Source organism: Bradyrhizobium diazoefficiens (assembly GCF_016616885.1).
Taxonomy (GTDB): Bacteria; Pseudomonadota; Alphaproteobacteria; order Rhizobiales; family Xanthobacteraceae; genus Bradyrhizobium; species Bradyrhizobium diazoefficiens_F.
This window is the reverse complement of record NZ_CP067102.1, coordinates 1,895,152-1,907,890: the sequence shown is the minus strand read 5'-3', so window position 1 is coordinate 1,907,890 and position 12,739 is coordinate 1,895,152. Positions and strand designations below refer to the sequence as shown.

The window sequence follows — 12,739 nt, the reverse complement described above, 5'->3', positions numbered from 1 at the left end:
GAGGCGCGCATCGAGTAGCGCGCTGCCCGATATCTCTCTTGCTCGACTTGATAGCACGGTAAGCAAATTGGCTTCGCCCTTTCCGGGAGTGAAACGGAGCGACACCCCGACACCGATCGGTCAGTGAGGTGTCAGGATTTGCCCGCTCAATACCATGGTGTGAGTGGCCAGTATCGAAACGGCGCTCAGCGCTGCCGATCCGGAAGATGCCGACGACTTCAGAGCGAATGCCGCGCGGCTCAAGGGGTGTAACGCGACCCAGCACGCCTTAATTCGCATCTCACCTGCGAATAGCGCTCGCGCTCTGGATATCCCATGAGCTCGCAATAGCGGGCGAATGCGGCCCATATCGAGCATTGGGCTTGCGCCTCCGTTCGGCCCAACCCGCCCTGGCAGCGCATCGGTCTCAATCTATTCTCACAAGTGGCTCTCAAGAGGCTTGAATCGGACGTAACGTGAGCTTGTATCATACAAGTAAGGTGGCGGACCGCGTCCGACCTCCGGTCACTTCCTGACGCGCGATGAGAATTGTGAATCTTTCAGACCTTCGAACCTGCATCGCAAGACTTCTGTGCTGATGCCCGGGCACTCCCGACACGGCCAATCGGTCGCGATGCGAGCCGCCGGTCCGCTGGCCGCTCGGGTGATTCGGGCATCTGAGATCGGAGCACGACGTTCTCGGATCGCGGCGGGCTTGAACGCAACTCGCCCATCGCACGACCATCACGCGGTGCAGCATGAACAATATCGTAGATCACCCCGACAGAGGACAGCCGTGAACCACATGCAGCGCACCAACCGCTCGTCGCGCCCCAGAGCGCATCGCTATACAATTTCTCTTTTTGGCGTTTGGATGACGACAGCTCTGTGCTGCGGAAGTGCAGGTGCGCGAGATCGGCCGGTCCCAGTGGAGGCGCGACAGGCGTGCACACCGGATGCGTTTCGCCTCTGCGGCGCCCACATACCTGATGAGGACGCCGTTGCGGCCTGCCTCAAAGCCAATATCCAGCGCCTGAGCGTGCAATGTCGTCAGATCATCTCAGTTCGGGATGCTGCCACAGGAAATGGGAACCCAAGATGAGGTATGCGCGACAGCTGGTTTCGCTTGATCGTATTCGTGCTGCAGCAAGTGAACGTTTCGCCGCCTTAGACCGATCCGATTATCTGTTGTGACACGTGACGCTGGGCTGACCGGACGATCGTCCGCGCCCGAGCTCAACGTCTGTAGTCGGGCACACCAAGTAACTGAAGGTACGAGAATGCATGAACTCCCTTTTGATACCGTTCTGATCGCCAACAGGGGAGAGATCGCCGTTCGTATCATCAAGACCCTTCGCAAGTTGGGGCTTCGTTCTGCGATCGTCCACCACGACATTGATGCCCGCACGCTTGCGGTCTCTATGGCCGATGCAGCCATCGCGATCGACGGACCCACGCCGATTGCTGCCTATCTCGACATCCCGCAGATTATCGCCGCCGCCCGACAGGCGAGCGCTGGTGCACTGCATCCAGGTTATGGATTTCTGTCGGAGAATGCGAAGTTCGCCAGGGCCGTTACGAGCGCCGGCATCACCTTCATCGGACCTAGCCCCGAAAACATCGAACTGATGGGCGACAAAATCCGAGCTCGCAACTTCGTTCAGCAACACGGCTTTCCAGTCGTTCCTTGCGCCATCGAGGAAGATGATCCAACGACCTTCGTGCGCAGAGCCCGGGCCATGGGATCCCCTTTGCTGGTAAAACCTTCCGTGAGCGGCGGCGGCAAAGGCATGCAGATTGTGCGCGACGTCGGCGTGCTGGAGGACGCAATTGCGCAGGCGCGAAGCGAGGCGCAGCGCTACTTCGGAGATGGCCGGCTTTACGTCGAACGACATATCGAAAACCCGCGCCATATCGAAGTCCAGGTGCTCGGCGACGCCTTCGGAAACGTTGCTCATCTGTTCGAGCGCGAGTGCTCGATCCAACGTCGGTTTCAGAAGGTCATCGAAGAGGCGCCCGCGTCGGGGCTGTCGTCGGAGTTGCGCCAAAGGATCTGCGATACTGCCGTCGGCATCGCGCGTGCAGCCAACTATCACAGTGCCGGCACTGTCGAATTCCTCCTTGGCGGAGGAGAGTTCCACTTTCTGGAAATGAATACACGTTTGCAAGTTGAGCATCCCGTGACCGAGATGATTACGGGCGTTGATCTTGTTGCCGAACAGATCCACATCGCTGCGGGCCGCCCACTTGGATTGGCGCAGTCCGACGTTGTGCCGAGCGGACACGCGATCGAAGCCAGGTTGTGTGCCGAAGCGCCGGAGCGCGGATACGCTCCAACAACAGGTAAGGTCCTTGTGCTCGACTATCCCGGCGGCGAGGGTATCCGCATCGACAGCGGCCTTTCGCGAGGTCAGAAGATCACGACAGCATTCGACCCCTTGCTCGCCAAGATCATCGTGCATGCGCCCTCGCGTATCGAGACTGCGCAAAAGGCGCATCGCGCCATGCGGGACTTGGTGCTTCTCGGTTGCACAACCAACGCCAGCTTCCTTGCCCGTATCCTCGCGGACGACGGATTTCTGCATGGACAAATTCACACTGGCTATCTTGAGGAACATCCGCATATCGCCGCAGGTGACCCCCGGGCCGACTTATCGGCCTTCCTGGCAGCAGGCGCCCTCCTGACCGGACCGGTCCGCGAATCGGCAGATGCCGTGTCCGAGCTCCACGCGGCGCTGGGCAGTTGGAGAAACTAACGTGAACCACTGTTTTGAGGTCGATGGCGTCGAATACCAGCTATGGCTGTCACGATGCCGAGAGGACTACCGACTCTGCTTGCATGACAGGGTGATTGCCCCGGTCGCGTTCTCCCATCGCGGTGACGGCTGCGGTGTTGTTATCATTGCGGGTGAAAGCCAACCCGTCAGGTTCGCCATTGATGGCGACACCGTTCACGTGCACATCAATGGCGAAACGCGCAGTTTGCATTACCGCGACCCATTGCGAACGCTTGCTAGGTCGAAGCAGGAGACAAGCCAAGCCGTCGCTCGCGCGCCCATGCCGGGCGTCGTCATTGTCACCCGGGTTTCGCCTGGTCAGGCCGTTTCTGTTGGAACGCCCCTGATGACGATCGAGAGCATGAAGTTGGAGACCATCATACGTTCTCCACAAGACGGCATTGTCGACCGTATTCACTTCAAGCAAGGCGAGAGCTTTGAACAGGATGCTGTCCTGGTTACGCTCCTCGAGGAGCGGACCTGAAATGCAGCAGCTCTCGTCTCTGGTGGACGTCAGGTCAGAAGACTATCGGCTCAACGAACTTCATAACAGGCGACTTGCAAAAGAACTGGAGGAGCGTCAGCAGGCCGCCCGCTTCGCGCGTCCGGTACGGGATCTTGAGCGACTCAAGCGGCAAAACAAGCTGTTTGTGCGTGATCGGATCGAGGCTTTGCTTGATCCAGACACGCCGTTCCTCGAGCTTTCGACGCTGGCGGCTAACAAGGTCTATGACGGTGAAGTGCCCGGCGCCGCTCAGGTCGTCGGGATCGGCATTGTCGCGGGTCGAGAGGTCGTCATTCACGCAGATGACGCCAGCGTCAAGGGCGGGGCCTGGTATCCACTATCGGTCAAGAAGATCGTGCGGGCCTTGGACATCGCGATCGAGAATTGCCTACCGGTCGTTCACTTGTGTGACTGTGCCGGAGGTTTCTTGCCCTTACAGGCAGAGTTCTTCGCAGATCGCTATCACGCGGGTCGGATCCTTCGCAATCAGTCCATTCTCTCAAAGATGGGAGTACCGCAGGTCGGTATAGCCATGGGCCATTGCAGTGCCGGCGGGGCATATGTCCCGGCGCTTAGCGACTACAACATCATCGTTGAGGGCACGGGAGCGATTTTTCTGGGCGGTCCTCCGGTCGTCAAGGCTGCCACCGGCGCAGAGATTTCTGCCGAAGAACTTGGCGGCGCTCATATGCATACCAGCGCATCGGGGACGAGCGACTACCTTGCAAGTTCGGAGCTGCATGCGATTGCAATTGCCCGAGATATCGTCGCTCGCTTCAGTGATCCTGTAAAAGCCCCGATCAACCGAGCCGCTCCGGAGCCTCCCGCCTATAGTGCATCCGAACTGTACGGCATTCTTCCGAGGGATTCCCGGACGCAATTCGATATGCGGGAGATCATCGCCCGCCTGGTTGATGGCAGCCGGTTCCACGAACATAAGGCACGTTATGGCGAGACCCTTGTGTGCGGCTTCGCGCGTCTGCATGGCTATCAGATTGGCATTCTCGCAAACAACGGTGTGCTGATGAGCGAAAGCGCACTGAAAGGCGCTCACTTCATTCAATTGTGCGACAAGTCTCGAACGCCTCTCCTCTTCTTCCAGAATACGACCGGCTTCATGGTCGGCCGCGACTACGAGAGGCGTGGCATAACCAAGGACGCCGCAAAGCTGATCATGGCCGTCTCCGGAGCATCTGTGCCAAAATTCACAATCGTCTGTAACGCCTCCCACGGAGCGGGAACCTACGCTATGGCGGGACGGGCTTTCGATCCGCGTTTTGTGTTTACTTGGCCGCAGTCTCAGATTTCGGCGATGGGCGCCGAGCAGGCAGCGGGCGTCCTCACACACGTCAAGGCAAGACAGCTGGCCCGGCACAATGGGCACCTCTCCACGGAGGAGTTGGCAGCCATTCGCCAGCCGATTCTGGACGAATATCGCGAGCGGTCGAGCGCGTACTATGCGACATCCGAGTTGTGGGATGATGGCATCCTTGATCCCGTCGATACCAGAAATGCGCTTGCAATTGTTCTGAGTGCCTCGCTCAACAGCCCAATCATTTCGCCGCATTACGGCGTATTCCGAATGTGACGGTGGCAGTGAAGGCCGCGCACGGGGCGCGAGATGCCCTACTCCAGATGTCCGTCAGCATAAAGGTCAACTATCCCATCGCCAGAAACAGCTGGCCCGCTTGCGGGCCTTGAAGGGAACACCGAATCGCCGGGGGTTCATTTACGCCTTGAAACTCACGCGACGTCAGGTTGTAGGCTCGAAAGAGATGATGATCGATACTGCACCATGCAAGCCGCAACAGCTACACTGCACTCCCCTCAGTTCGTCACGCTGCCAGTGCAGAAGCCGCGGTCTACTTAAAGTCGCCACGAGATCAAAAGCCTGAACGAGGTCTTAGGCGCACTTGCGACGACGAGCGACCGAGGTTCGATCCACCATTTGATTGCGATTGCCATCTCCGTCGCCACGAGTGAGTGGCTCTAGATTCGAACGCGCCGGCGGCAGCTGGCGCAAGTGAAACCGCGGGTGACTGATGATGGATCTCCTTACACTGATTGAGCGCAACGTGGCGTTCGCTCCGGACAAGGCGGCGATCCGTTTCGAGGGCACGATCTTGAGCTACGACGCCTTCAGTAGGCGCATCGAACTGGCGGCGCGCGCCCTCAAAAGTCAGCTCGGCGTCGAAAAAGGTGATCGCGTTGCGATCCTGAGCCTCAATCGGCCTGACTATCTGGTGCTGCTGTATGCCTGCGCGCGGCTTGGCGCAATACTCGTGCCGTTGAACTGGCGGTTGGCTGTCACCGAGCAGCTCTTCATCCTGTCTGACGCTGCCGCCAAAGTGCTGGTACTCGAGCACGCTTTTGAGTCGATCCTATCAGCTTTAGCGGAGAGACTGCCCTGGACCGCCATCGTCGGTCTTGATTTCGCGCCGCGTTGCGGAAGCGGATGGGATGAGCTGCTTGAAGGAGGTCGGGGCGATGGCCGCAATGCCCACGCTGGCCTGTCCTGCCCGCTTGTGATTGTCTACACATCAGGCACGACGGGCCGGCCGAAAGGTGCCGTCCTGCGCCAGGAGGCATTACTGTGGAACGGGATGATGAGTCAGCACATGCACGGACTCACCTCAGCCGATCACGTCTTGACCGTGTTGCCGCTCTTCCACGTCGGCGGCCTCAACATTCAGACCACGCCAGCATTGCATCACGGCGCGACAATAACGATGCACAAGCGGTTTACGCCGGCCGCAACACTTGCTGCGTTCGACCGGGATCGACCTACGTTAACGGCGCTCGTACCTACCATGATCCAAGCGCTGATCGATCATCCTCAGTGGCCGACGACCGACCTATCCTCGCTGAAGGCGATCTCTACCGGTTCAACTATGGTCCCGCAGCAGACTATCGCAGGTGTCGCGGCGCGTGGGATCTCGGCGTTGCAGGTTTATGGGTCCACGGAGACCTGCCCCATTGCGATCTATACAAAGCTCGGCGGCGATCTTGCCCGTGAGGGATCGACCGGCCTGCCCGGCCTATGCTGCGAGGTGGTAATCATCAACGATGCTGGCGACAGATTGCCGGCAGGGATCCCAGGCGAGATCGCGGTCCGAGGACCCAATGTGTTCTGCGAATACTGGGGCAATCGACAAGAAACGCGCGAGGTGCTGCGCGACGGCTGGTATCGCACGGGCGACATCGGGCGTTGTGATGCCGATGGATATTTTTGGGTCTGTGATCGAAAACGAAATCTGATCATTTCCGGCGGAGAGAACATCTATCCGGCGGAAGTGGAGCGTGTACTCCTGGAGCACCCAGATGTCGCGGAATGCGCGGTCGTCGGACGGCCAGATCCGAGTTGGGGCGAGGTTCCGGTCGCCTATGTGATTCGGCGTTCAGGGGCTCAGATTGAACAACAAGCGCTGACGGCGCATGTGCAGTCGCAACTCGCCCGCTTCAAAGTGCCTCACGAGATTATCTTCACGGATGATTTGCCTCGAACGGCGTTGGGGAAGATCGAGCATTTTATCCTGAAAGCAATTCAAGCGGGATCACGCCCCTAGGTGAACAGAAGTTGGGCTAAGCCTTTTGCGTCTCGTCGTCTTACAGTCCAACTGATGTTGTCGGATATCATTCAGCGCCGATTGTCGGTTTTGAGACATTTCGCGCAACGTGACGCGACGCACGATTCAAGGCTCTTGAGGATACTTGTTCAAGGGCTTGCAGAAGCGCCAGTTTCAGTTCGGCACGCCATTTGCGTGTTGGGAGGACATCACCAAGCAATCGGTGATGTGGGGCGGATCCAGCGCCTGACAATACCCTACGTTGGGCCACCCCGTTTGTAATCGGAACAAGGCGGTATGCAGCGGTACGTCCGGACGGTTGCGGCGCGGTCGCGGTCACTCACAGGCTTCGTCGTGATGCCCTCGGGCTGTACGAACACGAAGCCCCGCGCGTACGACAGGACAGGTACCTCTACGCAGAAACATAGTGAATAGGTGGAAATCCCAATGCAGCCTATCGAACGAGCCGCGTTTGCAGATCCGGACCACTGGCGCTCCATGTTCGAAGATTTGCCTTTGCTGATAGAGGGCGAATCGAAGGTGATCCGCGCTATCGATGATCAAAACGTCATCGTGCGTTTAAAGCCCACGTTGTTTTCGTACTCCGCAAATCGCGCTGCCACAGTTGAGGGCACCGACTGGTTACGTCTACGCATCAGCGAGCGGCTTTGGCGGATGCTAGAGACTGAGGGTGTGCCTTCCACGATCGTTCACGTTGGTGAAGACTATTACATCAGTCGGCGAGTTGCGGCTCCGCCTATCGAGGTCATCGTGAAGGCCGCCTACATCGGGACACCAAAACATATTTACCTCGGGTTGGAGACTTTCCCAACGCGTCATGGCGGATACCTCCGACCCGATCAGCGACACGAACCCTATGTCCGCTTCGACTGGCGCAACCCACTACCGCATCGGGACGAATGCATGCCGAATTGGCTCGCGGACCGCTTCATCGATACGGATGCGGCCAGGCATTTGGCTTTGCGAGCCTTCACGGCGCTGGCGACAGTCTTGGCATCGTGCGAAATTGAACTGCTCGATATCTGCTTTTTTATCACCGCCGAAGGCGATGCGATATTTGGCGAGGTTTCACCAGACTGCATGCGAGCCAAGCACGCGTCAAATGATCTAGATAAGGACCTTTGGCGTAAGGGCAAAGATCCAGAGACTGTTCTCCGCCAGTGGCGAGCGTTTCTCGATCGGCTGAAAGCGCTTCCATGAAGACGAGCACTCCTATAGCCATCATCTTTGATTGGGGTAACACCCTTTGCGACTATCCATTGCGGACCGAGGCCGAACAGATTGAGTTCTTGCATGATTTCCTCACCGATCCGTCCAGCTTTATAGATTTGGCCACTGTCTCAGCGCCGAGATCCATCGCTAGCGCAACGTTGCAGGCGCTGAACAGAGAGCGTGAGGACTGTCGTGTGGTTTCTTTCGCCGATCGGTTCAGATGCGTACTGGCACCCGACATTGATGACGCGGATGCAAGGCTACTCGAGCTGCGTCTCTGCAAAAGAATCTTTGCTAATGGCCAGCTCATGCCACAAGCGGAGAAAGTCATTGCTACTGTTCGCCGAATGGGCTACCGGACGGCGATCTTGTCTAATACACCTTGGGGAACGAGCCACAGGTTGTGGCGAGCCGAGGTCGCTCGGCATACAAATATCAGCCGCAACTGCGATCTTGTCATGTTCTGCGGCGATTGCGGTTATCGCAAGCCCAGCCAAGCCGCCTTTGAAGCCTGTCTAAAATTTTTTCGTGAGGCGCCAGACAGGGTCATCATGGTAGGTGATAGCTTTCGCTCGGATGTTCTAGGCGCACGCGGCGCGGGCTGCCGAGCAGTCTGGTTTTGCCGCGACGCCTCGTTGCCAAAAGACGAATCGGTCACTGTCATGACGACGCTCGACGAGATCATTTCGCTCCTCTGCAAGGGCGCGTATCGTTAATTTTCATTTCTAAAAAGCGTTTGTGACTCCGGATGCCTATGCGCCACCGTCAGATCTAGCACTACGATTGGTGCGCCGGGAAACCGGCAAGGAGTAGGTGGCGGAAGTCCACTGCCAAGAGGGAGTAGGTGTGATACTCTTCGCTCCTCATCAGGACGAAGCGCATGCTCGGTCGCATCTCCGCCTCGCAGATTGCTTCTGCATCGGCCGCGTCGTTCTTGCCGCGCTAGAGGTAGGCCTTGACGTAGCTCGGCGACACTAGCTGGACCTGGTGGCCGAGCGCGATCAATTCGCGCGCCCAATGGTGCGCAGTCGCGCACGCCTCGATACCGATCAAGCACGGAGCGAGCCTGGCTAAGAACGCCAGCAGATCGATCGGTCGCGCAGAAAAGCTGGTGTCGTCTCGATGGCCACAATCACTAGCCAAAACTCGCTCTCAGTCTGACATTCAGGGACGGGATCAAGGTCAGTCGCACAGCCGCCGCCTCATGACCGGCCCAATCCGGCACCAGAATTCAGCGATAGCTCGCGATGACGCCGCAACCAGCTGAGCGGTTGTGCGAGGAACGATTCTAGCAGTGAACGCAAGCTCACGCACCTCCCAATCCTGATAGGGGAGCTGTGCTCCGGCTTGCGATATGTTCGACATTCAAACTGATCAATCGCTCGCGACCGAAAGGGCTGCAGCGGGCGGAAAATGATGGGTCGGTCCATTCGAAAATCGTCGGAAGCTCTCAGAGCCACCTTGGGCATTCGCCCAGACGAACGAAAGCAAGATGAGAGGTTTAGGCCGGAGGGCGATCATGAATAAAATATTGGCAGGTCACGCGCGCGAGGGGGCATATGATGTTGGTCTGAGTGATCTGGATGTCAGCGACGTCAAGCGCTTTCAGGATGACAGCATCTGGCCTTACTTCGAGCGGTTACGAAAGGAAGATCCCATCCACTACTGTCAAGATAGCCCCCACGGTCCGTATTGGTCCATAACAAAATACCACGACATCGTTGCAGTCGAGATGACTCACGGAGTGTTCTCGTCAGAGCAAGGCGTCACGATCGTCGATTTGCCGGAGGAGTATTGGACTCCGAGTTTCATTAAGATGAGCCCTCCGAAACATGGCGAGCAGCGCGACACGATCAGTCCGATAGTGGCGCCGGAGAACCTGGCCAAGCTAGAGGGCTTGATCCGTCGGCGAGTCAAGGCTGTTCTGGACAGCTTGCCGCGCAATGAAACCTTCGACTGGGTCGACAAGGTCTCGATCGAGTTGACGACGCAAATGTTGGCGACGCTGTTTGATTTTCCGTTTGAGGATCGGCGGCTGCTGACCTATTGGTCGGACGTCGCCGCCACAACTCCGCGAACTGGCCACGAGATCGACACCTGGGAGAAGCGACGGGCAGTCCTGTCCGGGTGCTTGGACTATTTCACCAGATTTTGGAACGAGCGCAAAAATGCCGAGCCCCGCGCAGATTTGATTTCGATGATGGCGCACTCACCAGCGACTCGGGATATGGAGCCACGCGAGTTCCTGGGCAACCTCATCCTGCTGATCGTGGGCGGGAACGATACCACGCGCAATTCAATGACTGGAAGCGTGTTGTTCATGGACCAGAATCCGTCCGAGCTCCGGAAGCTACGCGAGACTCCTCGGCTAGTGTCGAGCGCCGTCTCCGAGATCATACGGTACCAGACGCCGATCGCACACATGCGTCGCACCGCCGTGGTCGATATCGTGATACGTAACAAGCAAATCAGACGAGGCGATAAGGTCGTCATGTGGTATATTTCCGGGAACCGGGACGATGAGGTCATCGACCAGGCTGACAGCTTCATCATCGATCGGAAGAACCCACGGCAACATCTCTCATTCGGGTTCGGTATCCATCGCTGTGTCGGAAGACACCTTGCGGAACTGCAGCTGAAGATCCTTTGGGAGGAAATGCTGAATAGGCGCCTCGACATCAAGGTCGTCGGCGATCCGGAACGCGTCGCATCGAACTTCGTGCACGGTTTCTCCGCCCTCCCAGTGCAGATGGTCGCTTAGGGAGCAGGCTTGCCCTTGGGATCGATCTGAGATGACTCGGAGCTTGCAACCGTGAGCGGGTCCGGGGGTGCTCGCCCAAACTGAGGTGATAGTCCAGTCCGTCCGCTTCAGCAGAGCGGTCGAGTATCGCCGGCCTAACTGATTTCAGCTTCTATGCCTTCAGCGATCCGCGCGACGTCCTCATACCGATCGCCGGCAGAACCCGACCCTGCACGCCAATCCAAGCTGGACCTTCCACGCAGCCTTCGCCGGCCCGTTGGAAGCAGCCGTGGCCTTCGGCGTCTTCGCTCGCCGCGTCGGCTTCGCCGGCCAGCAGTCTTTGGCGGCCTTGCGGCCATGCCATCGAGGTCGCGCCAAGTACCAAGACTTTACGACGAATGCCGGTGCGATGCCTATCCAGTTCGATACCAGGGCAATCAACTTTGCTGGCTGCTCGGCTTCAGCGCATGGCAAGCCATCGACAGTACGCGCCAGCCTTCGTGGTGGCTCCTTTGAGCGGGATGTCTCTTCGACCAAGCCCTCAGCATGGCGCCCAAGGGATCTGAAACAATCATCGAAAGTGCCACGCCAAATTTGGGAGCCATTGACAGCTCGCCCCTCGGCCCGCGCTGATGTGGGGGAAGGCGCGATTGGCCGCAAGCGCCACAACAACACTTGGAAGGCCCGATCCCAAACATATCCCGACGATTGAAGCCCGAGCTCGATCAACTCCTCAAAAAGGTAGGTTTGCAGATTCGTTCGCAGCATTTAACTTTTGTGACGGTGCTCTAACAAGACCAACTTCGAACCGTAGAACTTTCTTGCGGAAGGCTCGATGACCGAGAGCGAGATGGCCAACAGAGCTGTCCCAAGCTGGCGGGGCATCGAGTCAGATCTTCGAACGGCCATTGACAACAATGAGTTCGGCGTCGGAAGCCAACTGCCGACCGAAGTCGAACTGATGCGCAAATTTGGGGCGACGCGCTACGCGGTGCGACGCGCGCTGAGTGCTCTACAAACGAGCGGCATCATCCGTATCGAGCAGGGACGCGGCACGTTCGTGCACGATGCTTATCTCGTGTCCTACAACATTGGCCGCCGCGCGCGATTCACTGATGTTCTCATCGGCGACAACATCACGAAGGTTCAAGAGATCCTAAGGATCGAGATCGTAGATCCCGATGATGACGTGCGCGACTTCCTACAGTTGCCGCGCGGCGGATCCACTATGTTCATGGAGATCTTGGGATATGCGAATGGGCAAGTGGTCAAACACGACAGACACTACTTCCCGCTGCCGCGCTTTGAGGGCTTTGATAAGGTGCTGAAAGTCAGCCAATCGGTGACGGAGGCGCTCACCCGGGTCGGGATCTCCGACTATCAACGCGTCAGCACCTCAATCATCGGCCGACTACCCACGGCGGCAGAGGCTCGACTGCTGCGACAATTGCCGAGCCAGCCGATCTTTGAATGTCAGCGCGTGGAGGCCGATGAGAGCAACTATCCAATCATCTACGGAATTACGGTGTTCAGCTGCGAGCGTGTGCGATTGACAGTGTAGACGCTTATGTGCCGGAAACGCGCTGACGCCCACCGGGCCCGGCCACGGCTGGATTTATCCGGTGGGCAATGTATCGCGCCTCGGGCGCGGACATGAGATTCCATCGCGCCGCAACGCCGGGACAGTGAGCGCGAAGCTGCGATGACTTACGCGCTTACGAGGGGTCCGTCGCAAGAGTTCTATTTTCGTGTCGCGGGGATGCTCAACCGCGTTCGTAACCGGGCACCTGGCGCGGAGATGGATAGCATCCCAGGATGCTTTTTCTCGCTCGGCTACAAGCAAAGATCCTCGAGCTCACTTTGAGCAGGATCTCGCGGTTCAGCCGTTTTTGCTGCAGCACACCCCCGATCGGCGCATCTATCGTCGGTAGCGGTCTAT

At 58.1% G+C, this 12,739-nt stretch carries 8 protein-coding genes and 1 pseudogene; 8 read left to right on the top strand and 1 reads right to left on the bottom strand.

The window, feature by feature from the left end; genetic code table 11:
• The first annotated feature begins 1,259 nt into the window (after window positions 1–1,259).
• From JJC00_RS08740 to JJC00_RS08715, 6 genes are all read left to right on the top strand, one after another.
• Complete coding sequence (locus JJC00_RS08740) at window positions 1,260–2,735, top strand: acetyl-CoA carboxylase biotin carboxylase subunit (protein WP_200472199.1); 1,476 nt, start codon at window positions 1,260–1,262, stop codon at window positions 2,733–2,735.
• A 1-nt stretch (window position 2,736) separates the two neighbouring features.
• Window positions 2,737–3,240 carry an acetyl-CoA carboxylase biotin carboxyl carrier protein subunit gene (locus tag JJC00_RS08735; RefSeq protein WP_200472198.1) on the top strand — a complete coding sequence of 168 codons (504 nt, stop codon included), beginning with the start codon at window positions 2,737–2,739 and terminating at the stop codon, window positions 3,238–3,240.
• A 1-nt stretch (window position 3,241) separates the two neighbouring features.
• Window positions 3,242–4,849, top strand: coding sequence for an acyl-CoA carboxylase subunit beta (locus JJC00_RS08730; RefSeq protein WP_200472197.1), 1,608 nt, complete (start codon window positions 3,242–3,244; stop codon window positions 4,847–4,849).
• Window positions 4,850–5,306: 457 nt separating this feature from the next.
• The gene (locus JJC00_RS08725; RefSeq protein ID WP_200474048.1) at window positions 5,307–6,827 is read left to right on the top strand and encodes a class I adenylate-forming enzyme family protein; all 1,521 of its coding nucleotides are present in this window, start codon (window positions 5,307–5,309) and stop codon (window positions 6,825–6,827) included.
• 447 nt (window positions 6,828–7,274) lie between these two features.
• Complete coding sequence (locus tag JJC00_RS08720; protein ID WP_200472196.1) at window positions 7,275–8,048, top strand: phosphoribosylaminoimidazolesuccinocarboxamide synthase; 774 nt, start codon at window positions 7,275–7,277, stop codon at window positions 8,046–8,048.
• The gene (locus tag JJC00_RS08715) at window positions 8,045–8,776 is read left to right on the top strand and encodes an HAD family hydrolase (RefSeq protein ID WP_200472195.1); all 732 of its coding nucleotides are present in this window, start codon (window positions 8,045–8,047) and stop codon (window positions 8,774–8,776) included. Before JJC00_RS08720 ends, JJC00_RS08715 begins: the two co-directional genes overlap by 4 nt.
• A 136-nt stretch (window positions 8,777–8,912) precedes the next feature.
• Here JJC00_RS08715 and JJC00_RS08710 read toward each other — a convergent pair.
• Window positions 8,913–9,143: pseudogene (locus tag JJC00_RS08710) on the bottom strand (IS110 family transposase); the annotation flags it as partial.
• A gap of 436 nt (window positions 9,144–9,579) precedes the next feature.
• Between JJC00_RS08710 and JJC00_RS08705 the strand changes: the two are divergent.
• Both JJC00_RS08705 and JJC00_RS08700 read left to right on the top strand, forming a co-directional pair.
• Window positions 9,580–10,821, top strand: coding sequence for a cytochrome P450 (locus tag JJC00_RS08705; RefSeq protein ID WP_200472194.1), 1,242 nt, complete (start codon window positions 9,580–9,582; stop codon window positions 10,819–10,821).
• A gap of 814 nt (window positions 10,822–11,635) precedes the next feature.
• Window positions 11,636–12,361, top strand: a complete 726-nt coding sequence (locus tag JJC00_RS08700; RefSeq protein ID WP_200472193.1) for a GntR family transcriptional regulator — start codon at window positions 11,636–11,638, stop codon at window positions 12,359–12,361.
• Window positions 12,362–12,739 lie beyond the last annotated feature (378 nt).

Excerpts from the sequence above, each read along its gene's own strand:
- JJC00_RS08740 (WP_200472199.1), top strand. The coding sequence starts at position 1,260 with ATGCATGAACTCCCTTTTGATACCGTTCTGATCGCCAACAGGGGAGAG.
- JJC00_RS08730 (WP_200472197.1), top strand. The coding sequence starts at position 3,242 with ATGCAGCAGCTCTCGTCTCTGGTGGACGTCAGGTCAGAAGACTATCGG.
- JJC00_RS08725 (WP_200474048.1), top strand. The coding sequence starts at position 5,307 with ATGGATCTCCTTACACTGATTGAGCGCAACGTGGCGTTCGCTCCGGAC.
- JJC00_RS08720 (WP_200472196.1), top strand. The coding sequence starts at position 7,275 with ATGCAGCCTATCGAACGAGCCGCGTTTGCAGATCCGGACCACTGGCGC.
- JJC00_RS08715 (WP_200472195.1), top strand. The coding sequence starts at position 8,045 with ATGAAGACGAGCACTCCTATAGCCATCATCTTTGATTGGGGTAACACC.
- JJC00_RS08705 (WP_200472194.1), top strand. The coding sequence starts at position 9,580 with ATGAATAAAATATTGGCAGGTCACGCGCGCGAGGGGGCATATGATGTT.
- JJC00_RS08700 (WP_200472193.1), top strand. The coding sequence starts at position 11,636 with ATGACCGAGAGCGAGATGGCCAACAGAGCTGTCCCAAGCTGGCGGGGC.